Origin of the sequence: Streptomyces albidoflavus (assembly GCF_000719955.1) — a bacterium.
Lineage (GTDB): Bacteria > Actinomycetota > Actinomycetes > Streptomycetales > Streptomycetaceae > Streptomyces > Streptomyces albidoflavus.
Genome location: NZ_JOII01000032.1, coordinates 1 through 23,843 on the forward strand (window position 1 = coordinate 1; position 23,843 = coordinate 23,843).

18 protein-coding genes and 2 tRNA genes are annotated in these 23,843 nt (G+C 70.5%); 17 read left to right on the plus strand and 3 right to left on the minus strand.

Annotated elements, in window-relative coordinates; all coding sequences use genetic code 11:
• Window positions 1-781 precede the first annotated feature (781 nt).
• The gene (locus tag IF45_RS0125460) at window positions 782-976 is read left to right on the plus strand and encodes a hypothetical protein (protein WP_003948050.1); all 195 of its coding nucleotides are present in this window, start codon (window positions 782-784) and stop codon (window positions 974-976) included.
• A gap of 164 nt (window positions 977-1,140) precedes the next feature.
• Here the strand turns inward: IF45_RS0125460 and IF45_RS0125465 are convergent.
• Window positions 1,141-1,214, minus strand: a tRNA-Gly gene (locus IF45_RS0125465).
• Between the two features lie 150 nt (window positions 1,215-1,364).
• On the opposite strand from IF45_RS0125465, the gene IF45_RS0125470 reads away from it, so the two are divergent.
• From IF45_RS0125470 to clpX, 5 genes are all read left to right on the plus strand, one after another.
• Window positions 1,365-1,441 (plus strand) — tRNA-Pro (locus tag IF45_RS0125470).
• 181 nt (window positions 1,442-1,622) lie between these two features.
• Complete coding sequence (tig, locus tag IF45_RS0125475; RefSeq protein WP_003948049.1) at window positions 1,623-3,020, plus strand: trigger factor; 1,398 nt, start codon at window positions 1,623-1,625, stop codon at window positions 3,018-3,020.
• Window positions 3,021-3,318: 298 nt separating this feature from the next.
• Entirely contained in the window at window positions 3,319-3,936 is a 618-nt protein-coding gene (locus IF45_RS0125480; protein WP_008411883.1) for an ATP-dependent Clp protease proteolytic subunit, read from the plus strand.
• Between the two features lie 67 nt (window positions 3,937-4,003).
• A complete protein-coding gene (locus tag IF45_RS0125485; RefSeq protein WP_023419465.1) occupies window positions 4,004-4,675 on the plus strand; it encodes an ATP-dependent Clp protease proteolytic subunit in 672 nt (223 codons plus the stop codon).
• Between the two features lie 158 nt (window positions 4,676-4,833).
• Entirely contained in the window at window positions 4,834-6,120 is a 1,287-nt protein-coding gene (clpX, locus tag IF45_RS0125490) for an ATP-dependent Clp protease ATP-binding subunit ClpX (RefSeq protein WP_003948046.1), read from the plus strand.
• Window positions 6,121-6,216: 96 nt separating this feature from the next.
• Here clpX and IF45_RS0125495 read toward each other — a convergent pair whose 3' ends face one another.
• Complete coding sequence (locus tag IF45_RS0125495) at window positions 6,217-7,200, minus strand: hypothetical protein (protein WP_030309801.1); 984 nt, start codon at window positions 7,198-7,200, stop codon at window positions 6,217-6,219.
• A 137-nt stretch (window positions 7,201-7,337) separates the two neighbouring features.
• Here IF45_RS0125495 and IF45_RS0125500 point away from each other — a divergent pair, with 137 nt between their 5' ends.
• The 11 genes from IF45_RS0125500 (at window position 7,338) to IF45_RS0125550 (ending at window position 22,803) form a co-directional block, all read left to right on the plus strand.
• Entirely contained in the window at window positions 7,338-9,959 is a 2,622-nt protein-coding gene (locus IF45_RS0125500) for a valine--tRNA ligase (protein WP_008411888.1), read from the plus strand.
• Window positions 9,960-10,073: 114 nt separating this feature from the next.
• A complete protein-coding gene (folC, locus tag IF45_RS0125505) occupies window positions 10,074-11,600 on the plus strand; it encodes a bifunctional tetrahydrofolate synthase/dihydrofolate synthase (protein WP_008411889.1) in 1,527 nt (508 codons plus the stop codon).
• An 8-nt stretch (window positions 11,601-11,608) separates the two neighbouring features.
• Complete coding sequence (locus tag IF45_RS0125510; RefSeq protein ID WP_003948042.1) at window positions 11,609-11,962, plus strand: DUF4233 domain-containing protein; 354 nt, start codon at window positions 11,609-11,611, stop codon at window positions 11,960-11,962.
• 114 nt (window positions 11,963-12,076) lie between these two features.
• Window positions 12,077-12,490 (plus strand): nucleoside-diphosphate kinase, encoded by a 414-nt coding sequence (ndk, locus tag IF45_RS0125515; RefSeq protein WP_008411894.1) that lies wholly within the window; start codon window positions 12,077-12,079, stop codon window positions 12,488-12,490.
• 399 nt (window positions 12,491-12,889) lie between these two features.
• Window positions 12,890-13,909 carry a rod shape-determining protein gene (locus tag IF45_RS0125520; RefSeq protein ID WP_008411895.1) on the plus strand — a complete coding sequence of 340 codons (1,020 nt, stop codon included), beginning with the start codon at window positions 12,890-12,892 and terminating at the stop codon, window positions 13,907-13,909.
• Window positions 13,910-14,047: 138 nt separating this feature from the next.
• Window positions 14,048-15,034, plus strand: coding sequence for a rod shape-determining protein MreC (gene mreC, locus IF45_RS0125525; RefSeq protein WP_003948039.1), 987 nt, complete (start codon window positions 14,048-14,050; stop codon window positions 15,032-15,034).
• 10 nt (window positions 15,035-15,044) lie between these two features.
• The gene (gene mreD, locus IF45_RS0125530; RefSeq protein WP_003948038.1) at window positions 15,045-15,716 is read left to right on the plus strand and encodes a rod shape-determining protein MreD; all 672 of its coding nucleotides are present in this window, start codon (window positions 15,045-15,047) and stop codon (window positions 15,714-15,716) included.
• A gap of 40 nt (window positions 15,717-15,756) precedes the next feature.
• The gene (mrdA, locus tag IF45_RS0125535; protein ID WP_008411898.1) at window positions 15,757-17,937 is read left to right on the plus strand and encodes a penicillin-binding protein 2; all 2,181 of its coding nucleotides are present in this window, start codon (window positions 15,757-15,759) and stop codon (window positions 17,935-17,937) included.
• Entirely contained in the window at window positions 17,937-19,127 is a 1,191-nt protein-coding gene (gene rodA, locus IF45_RS0125540; protein WP_010637877.1) for a rod shape-determining protein RodA, read from the plus strand. Before mrdA ends, rodA begins: the two co-directional genes overlap by 1 nt.
• Window positions 19,128-19,209: 82 nt before the next feature.
• Window positions 19,210-20,793, plus strand: coding sequence for a CYTH and CHAD domain-containing protein (locus IF45_RS0125545; RefSeq protein ID WP_030309804.1), 1,584 nt, complete (start codon window positions 19,210-19,212; stop codon window positions 20,791-20,793).
• Between the two features lie 69 nt (window positions 20,794-20,862).
• Complete coding sequence (locus IF45_RS0125550; protein WP_008411678.1) at window positions 20,863-22,803, plus strand: TIGR03960 family B12-binding radical SAM protein; 1,941 nt, start codon at window positions 20,863-20,865, stop codon at window positions 22,801-22,803.
• Window positions 22,804-22,851: 48 nt separating this feature from the next.
• Here the strand turns inward: IF45_RS0125550 and IF45_RS31610 are convergent, their stop codons facing one another.
• Window positions 22,852-23,565 carry a recombinase zinc beta ribbon domain-containing protein gene (locus tag IF45_RS31610; protein WP_157846488.1) on the minus strand — a complete coding sequence of 238 codons (714 nt, stop codon included), beginning with the start codon at window positions 23,563-23,565 and terminating at the stop codon, window positions 22,852-22,854.
• Window positions 23,566-23,843 lie beyond the last annotated feature (278 nt).

Consider the following 23,843-nt stretch of genomic DNA (forward strand, 5'->3'; position numbering starts at 1 on the left):
CGCTGAACGGGGCAATCCAGGACGGCTCCGACGCAGTGATCACACCAGCCACGCCAAGATCATCTCATCTGTGACCAGCAGTTACGGGACAGCCCTTAGCGTCGGCGGAACGGGTTCGTAAAACCACGTGGTTCATTCGTGGTGTGGCTCTCGTGTACCCCCGATACGGCGAAGTCTGCCTCCCCGTCCCGATACCGCACAGCGGGGCACAGGACAAGGTGAAAGGTGCCGGAGTGTCCAGATGTAAAGGGCGGATTCGTCCCGCTCGCGCCTTCCGCGCACCGCTCTGACCTGCGTCTGGGAGGCGGGCTCACGGGTGGACGGGCGTCGTGGGGCGCGAGGTTGACGCCGGCCGGTGGGTGCCGGGTGGCACTCGGTGCCGCAATGCGGCAATTCACCGGGCGGACCGCCGCTATCTGTCGCCTATTTCACAGAGTGTGTTCGCCGGGTGAGCGATCGGGTGCGTAATTCGAATTCCTTGCGGAGGGCTCGTGAGCGCGCGTGGGGACAGGGAAACGATCAAGCCGAATTCGGTGCCCGGGTAATGGGCTGGGCACCCGGGACCGGTACGCCGGTCCGGTGGGGTCACGCCCCGCCACCGGCGCACTCTCCGCGCAGGTCGCGGCTCCGGGCCCACGGGTGTGGCCCAGGCCATGGCCGACGTTGCGTCACCGGCCGCATGAAGAGGGGTTGTTGGTGGCACGATGGTCCTGGCGAGGGGTGCGCGCGGTGTGTGTCACCCGGGCCGGGAGAGCGGACCGACGCGAAGGTGTGATCAGTTGTGGCCATTTCACTGTCCGTGGTGGTGCTGTTGGCGATCGTCATGGTCGTCCTCATCCGGGGCGGCTCACTCAAGGCGGGCCCCGCCGTGGTGGCCATCCTGTTCGGCTTCTTCCTCGCCTCCAGCGGCATGGCCCCCGCGATCCAGCGCGTCCTCGACTCGATAGCGCAGACCGTCAGCGGCATCAGCTTCTGACCCACGGGCGCCCCGGCGCGCGTCCGGCCACCCCGCCCACCGGCCGCGCGCCCGCACGCTCCCCGCGCCTCAGGAACGCCTCCGGCCGCCACCGCCCGCCCGGCGCCGGCGCACGGACACACCGAAGGGCCCGGCAGCTCGGCTGCCGGGCCCTTCGGTCTCACTGGAGCGGGCGACGGGAATCGAACCCGCGTAGCTAGTTTGGAAGACTAGGGCTCTACCATTGAGCTACGCCCGCACATCGCGCACCGCCGGTCACCGACCGGGGTACGCAGAGCATGTTAGCCGGTCACCGGGCCGGCGCGCACACCCCGGCGCCGGGCAGCCCGCGCCCCGCATTTCCGGGCGCCGACGGGCCACGGGGCATGTACCCTACGTGTCGCACCGACGGGGTGTGGCGCAGCTTGGTAGCGCGTCCGCTTTGGGAGCGGAAGGTCGTCGGTTCGAATCCGGCCACCCCGACCACCTGCAAGATCGCGTTGGGGGTCTCCTCCGCCACACGGTTACTATGCAAAGTGCGAGCCCGTGTGTCCGCGTGCCTCTGTGCGTGTCCGCGGCGGGCTCGATCCGCCGGTATCCCCCGCCACCCCTGTGTGTGCGGTGTCCGGCAGAACCCCCAGAAGTCAGCCATCAAGGAGACCGAACCGTGAAGAGCGCCGTGGAGACCCTGAACCCGACCCGGGTTCGGCTCACTGTCGAGGTGCCCTTCGAGGAGCTCAAGGACAGCCTCGACGCGGCGTACAAGAAGATCAACCAGCAGGTCACGGTGAAGGGCTTCCGCAAGGGCAAGATCCCGGCCCGCGTCATCGACCAGCGGTTCGGCCGCGGCGCCGTGCTGGAGGAGGCCGTCAACGACGCGCTCCCGAAGTTCTACACCGAAGCGGTCAACGAGGGTGAGCTGAACGTCCTCGGCCAGCCCGAGGTCGACATCACCGAGCTGAAGGACGGCGAGCTGCTGGCCTTCACCGCCGAGGTCGACATCCGCCCCGAGATCGAGATCCCGGACTACTCCGGCATCGAGGTCGAGGTGGACCCGGTCGAGGTCACCGACGAGGACGTCGACAAGGCCGTGGAGGAGCTGCGTGAGCGCTTCGCCTCCACCGCCCCGGTCGAGCGCCCGGCGGAGGACGGCGACGTCGTCACCCTGGACCTCGAGGCCAAGGTCGACGGAGAGGTGCTGGAGGACGGGCTCGCGTCCGACGTCTCCTACACCATCGGCTCCGGTGAGCTGCTGGACGGTATCGACGACGCCGTGAAGGGCCTGGAGGCCGGTGGCGAGGCCACCTTCACCTCCGAGCTGAAGGGCGGCTCGGCGGCCGGCAAGGAGGCCGAGATCACGGTCAAGGTCTCCAAGGTCGCCAAGCGTGAACTCCCCGAGCTGGACGACGACTTCGCCCAGCTCGCCAGCGAGTTCGACACGCTGGAGGAGGTGCGCGCGGACAGCCGCAAGCGCCTGGAGAACATGAAGCAGTACGACCAGGCCACCCAGGCCCAGGAGCGCGTCCTGGACGCCCTGCTGGAGCTGGCGGAGGTCCCGATCCCCGAGAAGCTGCTCGAGGACGAGGTCAACACCCGCAAGCACAACCTGGAGCACCACCAGCTCGGCCAGATGGGCCTCGACCTCGCGAAGTACCTGGAGATCCAGGGCAAGACCGCCGAGGAGTTCGACGCCGAGACGCGCGAGCAGGCGATCAAGGGCATCAAGACCCAGTTCATCCTCGACGAGCTGGTCAACAAGGAGAAGCTCAACGTCGACCAGGAGGAGCTCACCGAGCACCTCATGCGTCGCGCCGCCTCCTCCGGCATGTCCCCCGACCAGTTCGCCCAGGCCGTCGTCGAAGGCGGCCAGGTCCCGATGCTGGTCGGCGAGGTCGCCCGCGGCAAGGCGCTGGCCGTCGTCGTCGAGGCCGTCACCGTCAAGGACACCAACGGTGAGGTCGTCGACCTCTCGGACGACGAGGACGAGGCGGCCGAGGCCACCGAGGCCGCCGCCGGGCAGACCGAGGGCGACGCCGCCGAGGCCAAGGCCGACAGCGACAAGTAAGCACCTTCGGGCCGGACGGCCCCGCACCGCCGTCACCGAGCGCCGGACCGGCTGATCCCTCAGCCGGTCCGGCGCTCGTGTTCCCGGCCCGAAGAGGCCCCCGGGGCACCGGACCTGCGCTCACAGCGAACAGTTCCGAATGCGGGATGGCCCGCGACGGCCCGCGCGTTAGGGTCCATGAATAACGAGGGCTGGGGAGTCCCCTCATATCGCCGCCCAAACGGCGGGCGCGGACCCCCGCGCCCCGTCAGAAGACGTGAGACGGCCCGGCGCCGTCGTAAGACGAGCAGGTGGATACGTGACGAATCTGATGCCCTCCGCCGCCGGCGACCCCTCCATCGGTGGTGGCCTCGGCGACCAGGTCTACAACCGGCTGCTCGGTGAGCGGATCATCTTCCTCGGCCAGCCCGTGGACGACGACATCGCCAACAAGATCACCGCGCAGCTGCTGCTCCTTGCCAGCGACCCTGACAAGGACATCAACCTCTACATCAACAGCCCCGGCGGTTCGATCAGCGCCGGCATGGCGATCTACGACACCATGCAGTTCATCAAGAACGACGTGGTCACCATCGCCATGGGGCTGGCCGCCTCGATGGGCCAGTTCCTGCTGAGCGCCGGCACCCCCGGCAAGCGCTTCGCCCTGCCGAACGCCGAAATCCTGATCCACCAGCCGTCCGCCGGTCTGGCCGGTTCCGCCTCGGACATCAAGATCCACGCGGAGCGGCTGCTGCACACCAAGAAGCGGATGGCCGAGCTGACCGCGTTCCACACCGGTCAGAGCGTCGAGCAGATCACCCGGGACTCGGACCGCGACCGCTGGTTCTCCGCCGACGAGGCCAAGGAGTACGGCCTGATCGACGAGGTCATCGCCTCCGCGGCCAACGTGCCCGGCGGCGGCGGCACCGGCGCCTGACCAGACCTTTACCGGTACCCAGGCCGATTCCAGACCACTGCTCATCACCAGGACGGTGAACACCCAGATGAACAACTTCCCCGGCAGCGGCGCACTCGGCGCCGACGGCGAATACGCGGGCCCGCGTGCCGAATCCCGTTACATCGTTCCGCGGTTCGTCGAGCGCACCTCGCAGGGCGTGCGGGAGTACGACCCGTACGCGAAGCTCTTCGAGGAGCGCGTGATCTTCCTCGGCGTGCAGATCGACGACGCGTCGGCCAACGACGTGATGGCGCAGCTGCTGTGCCTGGAGTCGATCGACCCCGACCGGGACATCTCGATCTACATCAACAGCCCGGGCGGCTCCTTCACGGCGCTGACCGCGATCTACGACACGATGCAGTTCGTGAAGCCCGACATCCAGACGGTCTGCATGGGCCAGGCGGCCTCCGCCGCCGCCGTGCTGCTGGCCGCCGGCTCGCCCGGCAAGCGCATGGCGCTGCCCAACGCCCGCGTCCTGATCCACCAGCCGTACAGTGAGACGGGGCGCGGTCAGGTCTCCGACCTGGAGATCGCGGCCAACGAAATCCTCCGCATGCGTTCGCAGTTGGAGGAGATGCTGGCCAAGCACTCGACGACGCCGCTGGACAAGATCCGCGACGACATCGAGCGCGACAAGATCCTCACGGCCGAGGACGCCCTCGCCTACGGTCTGATCGACCAGATCGTGTCGACCCGGAAGCTCAACGCCGGAGTCTGACCCGACCAGGCAGCGGCTTTGTCTCCCCTTGGCGGGTTTCGCCCCACAGCGGACCCTGCCAAGGGGGGCCCGGACGAGGGCCCCGGCAAGGTACCGTCGAATATGAGGCACCAGGAGGGGCTCGCACGAGCGCCTCCCAGGCGAAGGGGAAGTACCTCGTGGCACGCATCGGTGACGGCGGCGATCTGCTCAAGTGCTCGTTCTGCGGCAAGAGTCAGAAGCAGGTCAAGAAGCTCATCGCAGGCCCCGGTGTGTACATCTGCGACGAGTGCATCGACCTCTGCAACGAGATCATCGAGGAGGAGCTCGCCGAGACCTCGGAAGTGCGCTGGGACGAACTGCCCAAGCCGCGCGAGATCTACGAGTTCCTGGAGAGCTACGTCGTGGGCCAGGAGCCCGCGAAGAAGGCGCTCTCCGTCGCGGTGTACAACCACTACAAGCGCGTGCAGGCGGGGCAGAACGGCGCACCCGGCGGGCGTGAGGACGCCATCGAGCTGGGCAAGTCCAACATCCTGCTGCTGGGCCCGACCGGCTCCGGCAAGACCCTGCTCGCGCAGACGCTGGCCCGGATGCTCAACGTGCCGTTCGCCATCGCGGACGCCACGGCGCTGACCGAGGCCGGCTACGTCGGCGAGGATGTCGAGAACATCCTCCTCAAGCTCATCCAGGCCGCCGACTACGACGTCAAGAAGGCCGAGACCGGGATCATCTACATCGATGAGATCGACAAGGTCGCCCGCAAGAGCGAGAACCCGTCGATCACCCGTGACGTCTCCGGCGAGGGCGTGCAGCAGGCGCTGCTGAAGATCCTGGAGGGCACCACCGCCTCGGTGCCGCCGCAGGGCGGGCGGAAACACCCCCACCAGGAGTTCATCCAGATCGACACGACGAACGTGCTGTTCATCGTGGGCGGCGCCTTCTCGGGCCTGGAGAAGATCATCGAGTCGCGGGCCGGTGCCAAGGGCATCGGGTTCGGCGCCACGATCCGCTCCAAGCGGGAGATCGAGGAGAAGGACCAGTTCCAGGAGGTCATGCCGGAGGACCTGGTGAAGTTCGGGATGATCCCCGAGTTCATCGGCCGTCTGCCGGTCATCACCTCGGTCCACAACCTCGACCGCGAGGCGCTCCTCCAGATCCTCATCGAGCCGCGCAACGCGCTGGTCAAGCAGTACCAGCGCCTCTTCGAACTCGACGGTGTGGAGCTGGACTTCGAGCGTGAGGCGCTGGAGGCCATCGCCGACCAGGCGATCCTGCGCCAGACCGGCGCCCGCGGCCTGCGCGCCATCATGGAGGAGGTCCTCATGTCGGTGATGTACGAGGTGCCGTCCCGCAAGGACGTCGCCCGCGTCGTCATCACCGCCGAGGTCGTCCAGTCCAACGTCAACCCGACCCTGATCCCCCGGGACGCCCGGGGCCGGGGGAACGGCGAGCAGAAGTCGGCCTGAGGGCCGGCACCCGGCAGACGCACGCGGAAGGGCCCCACCGGCGCGGTGGGGCCCTTCCGTCGTGTACGCGCGGGGACTGCCGTACCCCGCCCGGTCCTACTGCGGCACCCGCACCTCGGAGCGGAGCTTGGCGGCGATCTCCGCGGCCTCGTCCATGGTGGTGCCGGTGGCGCCCTGCACCGGCTCGACCAGGCCGATAGTGCTGTAATCCGCCCACATGCACATGTTGGTCTTCTGCTGGAGACCGGTGGTCGGGTTCTTGGTCTCGGCGCCCTGGCACTTCATGACCGCCCCGTCGAGCCCGTCCGGGGTGACCGCCTCGGCCTCGCCGGAGAGCGTCGTGCCGTTCTGCTCGGCGCTCTTGGTGAACTCCGCGAAGGTCTTGTCGAGCGTCGCCTGCGGATCCGCCACCTTGCCGAAGACGCCGAAGAACGTGACGTTCTTGGCGGCCGCGACCTTCTCCGCGGTCTGGGCGTCGTTCGGGTCGAGCGTGGTCAGGTCGATCGTCGAGTAGATCGTGCCGAGGCCCTTGGCGTTGGTGATGCCCGCGGTGGCCAGCGACTTGGCGTCCGAGGACGAGGCGTCCTTGGCCGGGGTGTCGGGCGTACCACGGGTGTACTGGCCGCCGAGGACCTTGTCCGGGGTGGTCAGCTTGTGCGGGCCGTCGTCCTTCAGGCCGCCGGAGGCGACGCTGTCCCCACCGCCGCCGCCACCGGGCTTGTCGTCGTCGCCGCCCGAGGTCAGCAGCCAGGCGCCGCCCGCCAGGACGGCCACCGCGACCACGCTCGCCGCCACGATCAGCCCGGTCTTCTTCCCGCCGCCCCCCGAGGGCGGCGGGGGGACCTGGCCGTAGGGGCCGCCGGGCTGGCCGGGCTGCTGCGGCGGGACCTGGCCGTAGGGGCCGGGCTGCTGGCCCTGCTGCGGGTACCCGTACCCGGGCTGCTGCTGGGGCGCCCCGCCCTGCTGGGGGTAGCCGTAACCGGGCTGGCCGCCGGGGGGCGGGCCCTGGGGCGGCTGCTGGCCGTAGGGGCCGGGCTGCTGGGGCTGGCCTCCGTACGGGCCGGGCTGGTTGTAGCTCATGGGCGTGGTTCCCCTCCGTCGTACATGCGTTGCGCTCATCCTGACGGACATGACCGCGTCATGGGGAAACCGGGGCGGCTCCGTTACCGAAGAATCCGGTTTCGGGACCAGGTGGTGACGCCCGTAAACTGTGCCTCGTGACCGACAACACTCAGCATCAGCAAGCAGCCACCCCCGAACTGCCGACCCAGTACGTGCCGGCCGACGTAGAGGGGAAGCTGTATGAGCGCTGGGTAGAACGGGGCTATTTCGAGGCCGACGAGCACAGCGAGAAGCCGCCGTACACCATCGTCATCCCGCCGCCGAACGTCACCGGCTCGCTCCACCTGGGCCACGCCTTCGAGCACACGCTGATCGACGCCCTCACCCGCCGCAAGCGGATGCAGGGGTACGAGACGCTGTGGCAGCCCGGCATGGACCACGCCGGCATCGCCACGCAGAACGTCGTCGAGCGCGAGCTGGCCAAGGAGGGCAAGTCCCGCCACGACCTCGGCCGTGAGGCGTTCATCGAGCGCGTCTGGAAGTGGAAGAACGAGTCGGGCGGCCAGATCTCCGGCCAGATGCGCCGCCTCGGCGACGGCGTCGCCTGGTCCCGCGAGCGGTTCACCATGGACGAGGGGCTCTCCCGCGCCGTCCAGACCGTCTTCAAGAAGATGTACGAGGACGAGCTGATCTACCGCGCCGAGCGCATCATCAACTGGTGCCCGCGCTGTCTGACGGCCATCTCCGACATCGAGGTCGAGTACAGCGACGACGACGGCGAGCTGGTCTCGATGACGTACGGCGAGGGCGAGGAGAGCCTCGTCGTCGCCACCACCCGCGCCGAGACGATGCTCGGGGACACCGCGGTCGCCGTCCACCCGGACGACGAGCGGTACCGGCACCTCGTCGGCAAGCGGATCAAGCTGCCGCTGACCGACCGGACCATCCCGGTCGTCGCCGACACCCACGTCGACCCGGAGTTCGGCACCGGCGCGGTCAAGGTCACCCCGGCCCACGACCCGAACGACTTCGAGATCGGCCGCCGCCACGACCTGCCCTCGCTCACCGTCATGGACGAGCGCGCGGTCATCACCGTCCCCGGCCCCTTCGAGGGCCTGGACCGGCTGGAGGCCCGCTCGGCGATCGTCGCCGCGCTGCGCGCCGAGGGCCGGATCGTCGCGGAGAAGCGCCCGTACGTCCACTCCGTCGGCCACTGCTCGCGGTGCAAGACCACCGTCGAGCCGCGCCTGTCCATGCAGTGGTGGGTCAAGGTCGGCCCGCTCGCCCAGGCCGCCGGTGACGCTGTCCGCGACGGCCAGGTCAAGATCCACCCGCAGGAGATGGAGAAGCGCTACTTCGACTGGGTCGACGACCTGCGCGACTGGTGCATCTCCCGGCAGCTGTGGTGGGGCCACCGCATCCCGATCTGGTACGGCCCCGACGGGGAGATCGTCTGCGTCGGCCCCGACGAGGAGCCGCCGGGCGGCGAGGGCTGGCACCAGGAGACCGACGTCCTCGACACCTGGTTCTCGTCGGGCCTGTGGCCCTTCTCCACCCTCGGCTGGCCCGAGCAGACCGACAGCCTCGCGAAGTTCTACCCGAACTCCGTCCTGGTCACCGGCTACGACATCCTCTTCTTCTGGGTCGCCCGGATGATGATGTTCGGCCTCTACGCGATGGACGGCACCCCGCCGTTCCACACCATCGCCCTGCACGGCATGGTCCGCGACCAGTTCGGCAAGAAGATGTCGAAGTCCTTCGGCAACGCGGTCAACCCGCTCGACTGGATGGACGCCTACGGCTCCGACGCCCTGCGCTTCACCCTGGCGCGCGGCGCCAACCCGGGCGTCGACGTCCCGATCGGCGAGGACTGGGTCCAGGGTTCGCGCAACTTCGCCAACAAGATCTGGAACGCCACCCGCTTCGCCCTGATGAACGGCGCCACGGTCGAGGGCGAACTGCCCGCCGCCGAGGAGCTGTCCGCCACCGACCGGTGGATCCTCTCCCGCCTCAACACGGTGGTCGCCGAGGTCGACGCGTACTACGAGGACTACCAGTTCGCGAAGGTCTCCGACGCCCTCTTCCACTTCGCGTGGGACGAGGTCTTCGACTGGTACGTCGAGCTGTCCAAGACCACCTTCATGGGCGGCGGGCGCCCCGCCGAGGTCTCCGCGCGTGTCCTCGGCGAGGTCCTCGACACGACGCTGCGGCTGCTCCACCCGGTCATGCCGTTCGTCACCGAGACCCTCTGGACCACCCTCACCGGCCAGGAGTCGCTGGTCATCGCCGACTGGCCGGCGGACAGCGGCTTCCGCGACAAGGCCGCCGAGGCCGAGATCGAGCAGGTCCAGCAGGTCATCACCGAGGTCCGCCGGTTCCGCTCCGACCAGGGCCTCCAGCCCGGCCAGAAGGTCCCGGCCCGCCTCACCCTGGAGGGCACCGCCTTCGCCCCGCACGAGGCGGCCATCCGCCAGCTGCTCCGGCTGACCCCGGAGGGCGACGCCTTCCAGGCCACCGCGAGCCTCCCGGTCTCCGGCGCCACCGTGGCCCTCGACCTCTCCGGCACCATCGACGTCGAGGCCGAGCGCAAGCGCCTGACCAAGGACCTCCAGAACGCCGAGAAGGAGAAGGCCGCCGCCGAGGCCAAGCTGGGCAACGAGGCGTTCCTCGCCAAGGCCCCCGACAAGGTCGTGGACAAGATCCGCGGCCGGCTCACCAAGGCCGAGGCCGACATCGAGCGCATCACCGCGCAGCTCGCCGGACTGCCCACCGGCTGACCCCCGGCACCGCGCAGGAGCGAGGAGGCCGCCACCGGAACCCCGGTGGCGGCCTCCTCGCGACATACCCGGGCCCTGCGGGAGCTTCCGCACGCTCTCCGTAGACTGGGGCGCGTGAGCGACCACCCCCCGCACGACAGCGGCGAGCCCGAGCAGCCCGGACCCGATGACGAAGCCTTCCAGGAGATCGTCGACGCAGAACAGGACCGCGACCCCGACCTCGCCGTGATCGAGGCGGGCAGCCGCACCCTGCGCACCCACACCGCTCCGCCGCAGGACGAGCCGGTCCGCCCCGCCGACCCCGAGACCGCCGCCGCGCTGCGCGAGGTCGAGACGGAACTGGCCGGCCGCTGGGGCGAGACCAAGCTGGAGCCCTCCGTCACCCGTATCCAGGGGCTGATGGACGTGCTGGGCGACCCGCAGCGCGCGTACCCCTCGATCCACATCACCGGGACCAACGGCAAGACCTCCACGGCCCGCATGATCGAGGCGCTGCTCGGCGCCTTCGAGCTGCGCACCGGGCGGTACACCTCGCCGCACGTCCAGTCGATCACCGAGCGGATCAGCCTGGACGGCGCGCCGATCGCCCCCGACCGGTTCGTCGAGACCTACCAGGACCTCAAGCCCTACGTCGAGATGATCGACAACCAGGGCGAGTACCGGCTCTCCTTCTTCGAGGTGCTCACCGGGATGGCCTACGCGGCCTTCGCGGACGCGCCGGTGGACGTCGCCGTGGTCGAGGTCGGCATGGGCGGCAGCTGGGACGCGACCAACGTCATCGACGGCCAGGTCGCGGTCATCACCCCGATCGACCTGGACCACACCGACCGGCTCGGCAACACGCCCGGCGAGATCGCCGGTGAGAAGGCCGGGATCATCAAGCCCGACGCCACCGTGATCATGGCGCAGCAGCCCGTCGACGCCGCCCAGGTCATCCTCAAGAAGGCCGTGGAGGCCGACGCGACGGTGGCCCGCGAGGGCATGGAGTTCGGCGTGGTCTCCCGGCAGATCGCCGTCGACGGCCAGCTGGTCACCCTGCGCGGGCTCGGCGGCGAGTACGAGGACATCTACCTGCCGCTGCACGGGCCCTACCAGGCGCACAACGCGGCGGTCGCGCTCGCCGCCGTCGAGGCGTTCTTCGGCATCGGCTCCGAGCACGCCCGCGAGCTGGACATCGACACCCTGCGCAAGGGGTTCGCCTCGGTGACCTCGCCGGGCCGCCTGGAGATCGTCCGCAAGTCGCCGACGGTCGTCCTGGACGCCGCCCACAACCCCTCGGGCGCCCGCGCCACCGCGACCGCCGTCACCGAGGCGTTCGACTTCAGCCGCCTGATCGGCGTGGTCGGGGTGAGCGACGGCAAGGACGCCAAGGGGCTCCTCGAAGCCTTCGAGCCGCTCCTCGCCGAGGTCGTCGTCACCCGCAACTCCAGCGAGCGGGCGATGGACGCCGACGCGCTGGCGGCGCTCGCCGTCGAGGTCTTCGGCGAGGACCGCGTCCAGGTCGAGCCGCGGCTCGACGACGCCCTGGAGGCGGCGGTCACCCTCGCCGAGGAAGAGGGCGAGTACTCCGGCGGTGGCGTCCTCGTCACCGGCTCCGTCATCACGGTCGGCGAGGCCCGGCTGCTTCTGGGAAGGGGCTGAGCGACGCCATGCGGATGCTCTGCGCTTCGACGCTCATCGGTGAGTTCTTCGTCATCGGCTTCGCCGGCCTGGTCGCGATGAAGGACCCCGACCTGGCCATGGGCACCGTCTGGACGGTCTGCGGCATCCTGATGGCCGTCAGTGTCCTGCTCTGCGGGCTGCTCTCCCGGCAGGCCGGTGTCTGGCTGGGCTGGGCGCTCCAGGGCGCGCTGGTCCTCAGTGGCTTCTTCGTGCCGGTCATGTTCGTGCTGGGGGCCTGCTTCGCCGGGTTGTGGTGGGCCTCGATCCACTTCGGCCGGAAGATCGACGAGGCCAAGGCGCGGTGGGCAGAGCAGGCGGCCGCCGAGCCCGAGGCGGCCTAAAAGGGGACGGGCCGGGCGGGGGAGCGCACCGGTGGGGGTCCGGCTGTGGCCTCGCCGGTCACACCCGGTAATCTCGGCCCAACCGCACACCCCCGGCCGCCCAAGGAGCCGTACATGACCGAGCGCACCCTCGTCCTGCTCAAGCCCGATGCCCACCGCCGTGGCCTGATCGGCGAGATCATCGGCCGCATCGAGCGCAAGGCGAACTGGGAGATCACCGCGCTGGAGCTGCGCACGCTGGACGCCGGGACGCTGGAGCAGCACTACGGCGAGCACCAGGGCAAGCCCTTCTACGAGCCGCTGATGGGCTTCATGCAGTCCGGCCCGGTCGTCGCCCTGATCGTCGAGGGTGAGCGTGTCGTCGAGGGTGTCCGCCAGCTGGCCGGCCCGACCGACCCGATCGCCGCCGCCCCCGGCTCCATCCGCGGCGACTTCGGCACCATCGTCCGTGAGAACCTCATCCACGCCTCCGACTCGCCCGAGTCGGCCGAGCGCGAGGTCAAGCTTTTCTTCCCGGGCCGCGCCTGAGCCCCGTCCCCGAGCGACCGGGGAGTTAGACATTCCGTTTCGTGGATTGCGCAGCGGGCCCGTCCGCACCAGACTGTGCGGACGGCCGCGCGGCGCGCCGGGGTCCGCCCCGGCCGGTGACGTCGGGTCAGCACGACGACGTGCCGACGCGCGGCGGCCGGCGGGAGTCGGCCGCCTTTCGCATATGCGGGCTGTTCGGGGGAACCCATGGCCCGGATGGCACGTCTCCCAGGGCGAGGCGGCCCGTCATCTGCTGACAATGGCGAAGACCCTTGCGCCGTGCCCGTGCGGGCGAGACTACGATGGAAGCCTCCACGCCACAGCACCCACCCTCGCCATCCTGAAAAGCCGTCAACGCTCCACTTTGGGAAGGCCAGACGAATCCTGATGGGGAACACAATGTCGTTCATCGGCCGTGACATGGCTGTCGACCTCGGGACCGCCAACACGCTGGTGTACGTCAGGGGCCGAGGGATCGTTCTCAACGAACCGTCCGTCGTCGCCATCAACACCAACACCGGCGGCATCCTCGCGGTAGGTGCCGAAGCCAAGAAGATGATCGGCCGCACACCCGGCAACATCGTCGCCGTGCGGCCACTGAAGGACGGCGTCATCGCCGACTTCGAGATCACCGAGCGGATGCTCCGCTACTTCATCCTCAAGATCCACAAGCGGCGCTACCTCGCCCGCCCCCGGGTCGTCGTCTGCGTCCCCTCCGGTATCACCGGGGTCGAACGCCGCGCCGTCATCGAGGCGTCCACGCAGGCCGGCGCCCGCCAGGTGCACATCATCGAGGAGCCCATGGCCGCCGCCATCGGCTCGGGCCTGCCCGTCCACGAGGCCACCGGCAACATGGTCGTGGACATCGGCGGCGGCACCACCGAGGTCGCCGTCATCTCGCTCGGCGGCATCGTCACCGCCCAGTCCATCCGGGTGGCCGGCGACGAGCTGGACAACGCGATCATCCAGCACGTCAAGAAGGAGTACAGCCTCCTCCTCGGCGAGCGGACCGCGGAGCAGATCAAGCTCACCATCGGCTCCGCCTACGACCTGGACACCGACGAGCACACCGAGATCCGCGGCCGCGACCTGGTCAGCGGGCTTCCCAAGACCGTCGTGATCTCGGCCGCCGAGGTCCGCAAGGCGATCGAGGAGCCGGTCAACGCCATCGTCGACGCGGTCAAGACCACCCTCGACAAGTGCCCGCCCGAGCTCTCCGGCGACGTCATGGACCGCGGCATCGTCCTCACCGGCGGCGGCGCCCTGCTCCGCGGCCTGGACGAGCGGCTCCGCCGCGAGACGGGCATGCCGATCCACATCGCCGAGGACCCGCTCGACTCCGTCGCGCTCGGCTCCGGCAAGTGCGTCGAGGAGTTCGAGGCCCTCCAGCAGGTCCTGGACGCCTCCCCGCGCCGCTGAATCCTCCCGGGCGGGCCCACGCGGCCCGCCCGGTGACCCGGCCCCCGGCACCGGTCATCTCCCCGGGCCCGGCCCGCCGCCCCCTTGCACGACCCGAAGCCAGAACCCATTCCGACGAGGAAGGCACGGCCGCCGCACGTGAGGGACACACGAGAGAGCCGGCTGCTCCTGGTGCTGCTGATCGTCATCGCGTTCGCACTGATCACGGTGGACATCCGCGGCGGCGAGGACTCGCCGATCGACGGCGCCCGCAAGGCCGCGGCCACCGTCCTCGGACCGGTGGAGAGCGGCGTCGCCGGCGCGGTCGACCCGATCGGCAACGCCGTCGGAGCCGTCCGCGACTCCGGCAGCCGCCACGACCGCATCGCCGCCCTGGAGCGCGAGAACGCCGCACTCAAGACGCGCCTGGGAAGTGACGCGCGCAACCAGAGCCGCGTCCGCCAGCTCGACGCCATGCTGAAGAAGGCCGGCGCCGGACAGTACGGCATCCGCGGCGCCGAGGTCGTCGCCATCGGCCCCGCCCAGGGCTTCTCCTGGACCATCACCATCGACGCGGGCAGCAAGGACGGCGTCGCCCGCGACATGACCGTCATCAACGGCGACGGCCTCGTCGGCCGCATCACCACCGTCGGCCCGCACACCGCCACCGTCCTCCTCGCCAGCGACCCCGACTTCACCGTCGGCACCCGCATGGAGGGCTCCGACGAACTCGGCTTCGCCACCGGCCAGGGCGACCGCCCGCTCGCCGTGCAGCTGCTCAACGGCAAGTCCAAGGTGAAGAAGGGCGACCGCATGGTCACCTTCGGCTCCCACGCCGACCGGCCCTTCGTGCCCGGCGTCCCCATCGGCGAGGTGGTCCGCGTCGACCCCCTCGGCGGCGACCTGACCCGCACCGTCCACCTCAAGCCGTACGTCGGCTTCACCAAGCTCGACATCGTCGGCATCGTCGTCCAGGCCCCGCGCGAGGACCCCCGCGACACCGTGCTGCCGCCCAAGTCGAAGCCGGTCCCCACCCCCACCGTGACGGTCACCGCCCCTCCGCCCGGCGAGAATCCCGAGGGCGACGCCGAAGAGGCCGGCGCCCCCGTGGCGGGGCAGCCCGAGCCCGGAACCGACCAGGAGTAGAGCTGCTGCCATGCGCCTCAACCGGATTCTGCTCTCCGCCTCGCTGATCGTCGTCGCCCTCGTCGTCCAGGTCAGCATCCTCGCCCGGCTCCAGCTGCCCGGCGCCGTCCCCGACCTGCTGCTGCTCACCGTCCTCGCCCTGGCCATGGTCTACGGGCCCACCGGCGGCAGCCTGGTGGGCTTCGGCGCCGGACTCCTCGCCGACCTCGCACCGCCGGCCGACCACGCGGTGGGCCGCTACGCCCTGGTCCTCTGCGTCATGGGCTACCTCGCCGGACTCGCCAAGCCCGAGGGCGGCAAGCTCCGCTCCGCCACCGGCCCGCTGGTCGTCGTGGTCGGCGCCGCCATCAGCTCCACCCTGCTCTACGCGGGCGTCGGCGCCCTCGTCGGTGACACCGCCGCCCGCGACGTCGGCCTCGGCGGGCTCCTCTTCACCGCCTCCCTGTACGACCTGCTCCTCGCGCCGTTCACGGTGCCGTGGATCATGGCGCTGGCCCGGCGCGGCGAGCACGACCCGGTCGCCGACGCCTCCGGCGGCGCCGGGGGCGACGTCGCCGCCGGCTGGCTCACCTCCGGCGGCGCCAAGGGCCTCGCCATCGGCCGCCAGCGCGGCCTGCGGGCCAGAGCCATGAAGTCCCGGGTCGCCCGGGCCGGACGCATCAAGGGGGTCAAGCGCCTGTGACCGCAACTCCCGCCGCACCTCGCGCGAGGAGGCCCCGCCCGTGAGCAACATCCCCGAGACCGGCCGCACCCCCCGCGTGCAGATCCGGCTCATCGTCATCCAGGTCCTCGTCGTCTCCCTGCTGCTGACCCTCGGCGGGCGGCTCTGGTACCTCCAGATCCGCCAGGGCGACGAGTACGCCGCCAAGGCCTCCGGCAACCACGTCCAGCAGGTCGTCAAGCCCGCCGTGCGCGGCGCCATCCTCGACGCCCGCGGTGTGCCCATCGCCGACAACGAGACCCGCCTCGTCGTCTCCGCCTCGCGCACCGAGCTGATGAAGATGAAGGACGACGGGAAGGCCGTCCTCGCCCGGCTCGCCGGCGTCCTCGGCATGACGGCGAAGGAGGTCGCCGAGAAGGTCCGCCTCTGCGACGCCGAGACCCCGCAGCCCTGCTGGAACGGCTCCCCGTACCAGCCCATCCCCATCACCGACGAGGCCACCGCCAAGCAGGCCCTCCAGATCCGCGAGCGGACCGAGGAGTTCCCCGGCATCACCGCCGAGCCGACCGCCGTCCGCCGCTACCCGGCCCCCGGCAAGTCCCAGACCTCCCAGGTCCTCGGCTACCTCTCCCCGGTCACCGACGAGGAGATCAAGAAGGCCGAGAACACCGACTCGCCCTACCTCCGCTCCGACCAGGTCGGCCGCTCGGGCCTCGAGCGCACCTACGACAAGGAGCTGCGCGGCAAGGCCGGCGTCACCCGCTACGAGGTCGACAACCTCGGCCGCGTCATCGGCGAGGCCGAGTCCGACCCCGCCGAGGCCGGCGCCAACGTCGTCACCAGCATCGACTCCCGCGTCCAGGCGGTCACCGAGTACGAGCTGAACGAGGCGATGAAGGCCGCCCGCAAGGAGATGGACCGCAACACCAACAAGCTCTACGAGGCCGACGCGGGCGCCGCCGTCGTCATGGAGAACAAGACCGGCCGCGTCGTCGCCATGGCCTCGCTGCCCGACTACGACCCGAACTCCTGGGTCGGCGGCATCTCCGGCAAGGACTACGCCAAGTTCACCAGCAAGAAGTCGAACTACCCGCTGCTCAACCGGGCCATCCAGGGCCAGGCCGCACCGGGCTCGATCTTCAAGGTGATCTCCTCCACCGCCGCCGTCAACGCCGGGTACGACTTCAACGGCAACTACCCGTGCCCCAGCTCGTACTCGATCGGCGGGCAGGTCTTCAAGAACTTCGAGTCCCAGGGATACGGCTCCATCAACCTCGGCCGCGCCCTGGAGGTCTCCTGCGACACGGTCTTCTACCACCTCGCCCACGAGCAGTGGAAGAAGGACGGCGGCAACAGCCCCAAGAAGCCCAAGGACTGGTTCTACAAGACCGCCCACCAGTTCGGCCTCGGCAAGGAGACCGGCATCGACCTCCCCAACGAGGTCACCGGCCGCGTCCCCGACCGCCAGTGGAAGAAGGACTACTGGGAGGCCAACAAGGACGGCTGGTGCAAGACCGGCAAGAAGGGCGGCGAGTACGCCGAGCAGATCGCCTACGAGAACTGCCTCGAAGGCATGCGGATGCGCGCCGGTGACTCGGTCAACTACTCCATCGGCCAGGGCGACACCCTCGTCACCCCCATCCAGATGGCCACCATCTACGCGGCCATCGCCAACGGCGGCACCCTCTACGACCCGACCGTCGGCAAGGCCGTCATCAGCGCCGACGGCAAGAAGACCACCGAGATCGAGCCCAAGGCCCACGGCAAGCTCCCGATGAACCAGAAGACCAGGAAGCAGATAGAGCAGGCACTCGCGGGCGTCGCGACCACCGGCTCCGCCGCCTGGCGCTTCGGCGGCTGGCCGCAGGACAAGATCCCGATGCACGCCAAGACCGGCACCGCCGAGGTCTACGGCAAGCAGACGACCTCCTGGTTCGCCAGCTACACCCCCGACTACACCATCGTCATGACGATCTCCCAGGGCGGCACCGGCTCCGGCGCCTCCGGCCCCGCGGTCCGCAAGATCTACGAGGCGATGTACGGGCTCACCGAGGACGGCGAGCAGGACGTCAAGAAGGCGCTGCTGCCCAAGCCGCAGTCGGCGCTGCCCAAGGTCGAGCCCGACGGCTCGATCCACGCCCCGACCGTCAAGCCCTACCTGCCCGTGAAGCCCTCCCCGCCCGCCGACACCCAGGACCTCGCCACCGCCGGCGGAGGCCCCCTTCTCTGGAGGCGCGACTGATGGCCGGCTTCTCCGTCCCCGGCTACGGGCCCGAACGCACCTCTTGGACCAAGGCGTTCGCCCGCGACTCCGTGGTGCGCCGGCTCGACTGGCCGATGCTGCTGAGCGCGCTCGCCCTCTCCCTGGTCGGCGTCGTCCTCGTGTACTCCGCCACCCGCAACCGCATGGGGCTCAACCAGGGCGACCCGTACTTCTTCTTCGTCCGCCACCTGCTCAACACCGGCATCGGCATCGCGCTGATGGCGGGCACCATCTGGCTGGGCCACCGCACCCTCCGGACCGCGGTCCCGGTCCTCTACGGCATCTCGGTGCTGCTGATCCTGCTGGTCCTCACCCCGCTGGGCGCCACCATCAACGGCGCCCACGCCTGGCTGGTCGTCGGCGGTTTCAGCCTCCAGCCCTCCGAGTTCGTCAAGATCACCATCATCCTCGGCATGGCGATGCTGCTCGCCGCCCGCGTCGACGCCGGCGACCGGGAACATCCCGACCACCGCACCGTCCTGCTCGCCCTGGCCCTCGCCACCGTGCCGATGCTCATCGTCATGCTGATGCCGGACCTCGGCTCCGTGATGGTCATGGTGATGATCGTGCTCGGCGTGCTCCTCACCTCCGGCGCCTCCAACCGCTGGATCCTCGGCCTCATCGGCGCGGGGGCCGGCGGGGCGATCCTGGTCTGGCAGCTCGGCATCCTGGACGAGTACCAGATCAACCGGTTCGCCGCCTTCGCCAACCCCCAGCTCGACCCCGCGGGCGTCGGCTACAACACCAACCAGGCCCGCATCGCCATCGGCTCCGGCGGGCTCACCGGCACCGGCCTCTTCCAGGGCACCCAGACCACCGGCCAGTTCGTCCCCGAGCAGCAGACCGACTTCGTCTTCACCGTCGCCGGTGAGGAACTCGGCTTCCTCGGCGCCGGCCTCATCATCGCCCTGCTCGGCGTCGTCCTCTGGCGCGCCTGCCGCATCGCCCGCGCCACCACCGAGCTGTACGGCACCATCGTCGCCGGCGGCATCATCGCCTGGTTCGCCTTCCAGTCCTTCGAGAACATCGGCATGACCCTCGGCATCATGCCCGTCGCCGGTCTGCCCCTGCCCTTCGTCAGTTACGGCGGTACCGCCATGTTCGCGGCCTGGATCGCCATAGGGCTCCTCCAGTCGATCAAGCTGCAACGCCCCCTCTCCGCCGGCTGACCCGCCGGAGCGCCGTACGGGCGCCGGAGCAGTACCCGCACAGGGACTGCCCCGGCGCCCGTATCGCCGTTAATGTCGGTCCATGGCCTCTGTCACCCGCGAGACCGAGCGGAAGTACGAAGCCCCCGCCGCAGCCGAGGAGACCGGCGGCCCGGACGCCGCCGCCTCCGGCGCCCTCCTCGACGCGCTGGCCCGCACCGAGGGCGTCGCCCGCGTCACCGGCCGGGGCGTGGAAGAACTCGACGCCACCTACTTCGACACCGACGACGGCCGCCTCGCCGCCGCCCGCACCACCCTGCGCCGCCGCACCGGCGGCCACGACGCCGGCTGGCACCTCAAACTCCCCGTCCCCACCGACGGCGACGCCCGCGACGAACTCCACGCCCCGCTCGCCGACACCCTCCCCGCCGACCTCGCCCGCCTGCTCCGCTCCCGCACCCGGGACGCGCCCCTCGGCCCCGTCCTGCGGCTGCGCACCATCCGCCGCCGCCACACCCTGCACGGAGCCGACGGCACCCTCCTCGCCGAGGCCGCCACCGACACCGTCCGCGCCGAACGCCTCGACGGCGCCCCCGGCGGCCTCGCCGGAGCCACCACCGCCTGGCGCGAGATCGAGATCGAACGCGCCGCAGGCGCCCCCGCCTCCCTCCTCGACCGGATCGAGGAACGCCTCACCGCCGCCGGCATCCACCGCTCGAAGGACCGCTCCAAGTTCGCCCGCGCCCTCACCGACACCGGCCCGCCGCCCGAGACCTGGCCCGCCCCCGACCCGGCCCCCGCACCCGGCACCGCCGGCGCCGAGGTCCTTGCCCACGTCGCCCGGTGGCACCGCGCCCTGGTCGCGCTCGACACCGACGTCCGCCGCGACCTGCCCGACTCCGTCCACCAGCTCCGCGTCGCCACCCGCCGCCTGCGCGGCGCCTTCAAGACGTACCGCAAGGTCCTCGACCGGGTCGTCACCGATCCGGTCGGCGAGGAGCTGAAGTGGCTCGCCGGGGAACTCGCCCCGGCCCGCGACAACGAGGTCCTCACCGCCCGCCTCGCCCACCTCCTCGACACCACCGACCCCGCCCTCGTCCTCGGCCCCGCCCCCGCCCGGCTCCGGCTCCACTCCACGCCCCGCGCCGCCGAGGCCCGCGACCGCGTACGCGCCGCCCTCGACAGCCCGCGCCACCTCGCCCTGCTCACCGCCCTGGCCCGCCTCGCCACCGACCCGCCGCTGCGCCCGGCCGCCCACCGGCCCGCCCGCGAGGTCCTGCCCGCCGCCCTCGCCCGCGACCACCGCCGCCTGGCCGCCCGCCTCGACCACGCCCTGGCCCTGCCGCCGGGCCCCGGCCGCGACCACGCCCTCCACCAGGCCCGCAAGGCCGCCAAGCGCGCCCGTTACGCCGCCGAGGCCGCCCGCCCCGCCCTCGGCAAGCCGGCCAAGCGCCACCGCAAGCGCGTCAAGGCCGTCCAGCAGCTCCTCGGCGTCCACCAGGACAGCGTCGTCGCCCGCGAGGCCCTGCGACAGCTCGCCGTCGAGGCGCACGGAGCGGGGGAGTCCGCCTTCACCTGGGGGCTGCTGTACGGCACCGAGCAGAGCCGCGCCGAAGCCGCCGAACGGGAGCTGCCCGAGCTGTGGGAGAAGGTCCGCGAGGAGGGGCCTCCGGGGCCGGGCGGCTGACGGTGTCAAGGGCCGGTCCGGCCCACGCTAGGCTTGAGGATCAGCCCTGCCCGCTCACGAAGGTTCCCGATGACTGACCAGTCGACTGCGGAGTCGGTCTTCCCCCAGCTCGAAGCGCTGCTCCCGCACGTACAGAAGCCCATCCAGTACGTCGGCGGTGAGCTGAACTCCACCGTCAAGCCGTGGGAGTCCTGCGACGTCCGCTGGGCCCTGATGTACCCCGACGCGTACGAGGTCGGCCTGCCCAACCAGGGCGTCATGATCCTCTACGAGGTGCTCAACGAGCGCGAGGGCGTCCTCGCCGAGCGCACCTACAGTGTCTGGCCCGACCTCGAGGAGCTGATGCGCGAGCACCGCGTACCGCAGTTCACCGTGGACAGCCACCGGCCCGTGGGCGCCTTCGACGTCTTCGGCCTCAGCTTCTCCACCGAGCTGGGCTACACCAACATGCTCACCGCGCTCGACCTCGCGGGCATCCCGCTGAACGCCGCCGACCGCACCGTCGACGACCCGATCGTCCTCGCCGGCGGCCACGCGGCCTTCAACCCGGAGCCGATCGCCGAGTTCATCGACTGCGCCGTCGTCGGCGACGGCGAGCAGGCCGTCCTGGAGATCACCGACATCATCCGGGCCTGGAAGGCCGAGGGCCGCCCCGGCGGACGCGAGGAGGTCCTCTTCCGCCTCGCCCGCACCGGCGGCGTCTACGTCCCCGCCTTCTACGACGTCGAGTACCTGCCCGACGGCCGCATCGCCCGCGTCGTGCCCAACCGCTCCGGCGTCCCGTGGCGCGTCTCCAAGCACACCGTCATGGACCTCGACGAGTGGCCCTACCCCAAGCAGCCGCTGGTCCCGCTCGCCGAGACGGTCCACGAGCGGATGTCGGTGGAGATCTTCCGCGGCTGCACCCGCGGCTGCCGCTTCTGCCAGGCCGGCATGATCACCCGCCCGGTCCGCGAGCGCTCCATCACCGGCATCGGCGAGATGGTCGACAAGGGGCTCAAGGCCACCGGCTTCGAGGAGGTCGGCCTGCTCTCCCTCTCCTCCGCCGACCACAGCGAGATCGGCGACGTCGCCAAGGGCCTCGCCGACCGGTACGAGGAGGACAAGATCGGCCTGTCCCTCCCCTCGACCCGCGTCGACGCCTTCAACGTCGACCTCGCCAACGAGCTGACCCGCAACGGCCGCCGTTCCGGCCTCACCTTCGCCCCCGAGGGCGGCTCCGAGCGGATGCGGAAGGTCATCAACAAGATGGTCTCCGAGGAGGACCTGATCCGCACCGTCGCCACCGCCTACGGCAACGGCTGGCGCCAGGTGAAGCTGTACTTCATGTGCGGCCTGCCCACCGAGACCGACGAGGACGTCCTCCAGATCGCCGACATGGCGACCAACGTCATCGCCAAGGGCCGCCAGGTCTCCGGCTCCCAGGACATCCGCTGCACCGTCTCCATCGGCGGTTTCGTCCCCAAGCCGCACACCCCCTTCCAGTGGGCCCCGCAGCTCTCCGCCGAGCAGACCGACGCCCGCCTGGAGAAGCTCCGCGACAAGATCCGCGGCGACAAGAAGTACGGCCGCTCCATCGGCTTCCGCTACCACGACGGCAAGCCCGGCATCGTCGAGGGCCTCCTCTCCCGCGGCGACCGCCGCATCGGCTCGGTCATCCGCGCCGTCTACGAGGACGGCGGCCGCTTCGACGGCTGGCGCGAGTACTTCAGCTACGACCGCTGGATGGCCTGCGCCGAGAAGACCCTCCCCGCACAGGGCGTCGACGTCGACTGGTACACCACCCGCGAGCGCACCTACGAGGAAGTCCTCCCCTGGGACCACCTCGACTCCGGCCTCGACAAGGAATGGCTCTGGGAGGACTGGCAGGACGCCCTCGACGAGACCGAGGTCGAGGACTGCCGCTGGACGCCTTGCTTCGACTGCGGGGTGTGTCCGCAGCTCGACCTCGACATCCAGATCGGGCCGACGGGCAAGAAGCTGTTGCCGTTGACGGTGGTCAACAAGTAGGAAACGGGCCCTGCGGTCGTCGATGCCGACCGCAGGGCCCGCTCGTCGTCAGGGGGTGGACGGGAACTCCTCGGCCCGTACAACCAGTCGCGCGGGTGCGTCGGCGGGGACTCTGAGTTCCAGATCCACGGAGGGTGCCCGTGTGCCGCGAGCCCGCGTCCGCCGCACCGCGCAGGTGACGCCCGCACGCAGCAGGTCTTCGGCCATCGCCTCCCGGCCGCCCTCCTCCCAGAGCTGACGGTGGTTCCTTCCCTGGCCGACCACTTCCCACCTGGACCGGGATCCCTGGGCCGAACCGGGCGCCGGAACGTACCTTCGCGTCTGTACGGGCAGCTCCCCGAGCGCCTTCAGAACGCCCTCCGCCAGCCGCCGGTACACCGACTCGGGATCTGGAGCACCCATCCCCCCATTCCTGCACCTTGCGCAGCGTAGGTACGTGTAGACGCGCCCCTTGTTCCTCGTCGTCTGCACCGTCATGTTGCCCGAGCAGTCGGCGCAGACGAGCACGCCCGCGAACTGGGTGGTCCCGCCCCGGCGGCGGGGCGGCTGCCGCTTCGCTCTGCGGTCGAGAGCCTCCTGAAGGCCGGCGAACTCCTCGTCCGTGAAGATCGCGGGGGCTACGCGTATCGGCTTTCCCGAAGCATCCAGCACGGACCTGGACCGGCGCCCTTCACACGTCTTGTCCTCCTCCACGCGATGGCCCAGCAGGGCGGGATTGCGCAGGCGCCGCAGCAGGGTGGCGGTGGTCAGACCGTCGGACATCAGGCCGGAGCGTCTGAGGCAGACGGCCATCCGCCGGGCCCAGTGGCAGAGCCTTGGCGGCCTCCGGACGGACGGCCACCCTCGACCGGCCGGACTCGGTGCCGAGGCCGATGGGGTCGTTCTTTACGCAGTGGGACTTCAGTGCCCGGGACATGACGGTCCGACGCGACCCAACCACGCGGTACTCGTGTTCCTTCGCCGCCACCGGCAGATCGAGTTCTCGGCGGAGCGGAGACGTGATGTTGCCGCTCAGCACGGAGGATGCGGCTGAGTGGCAC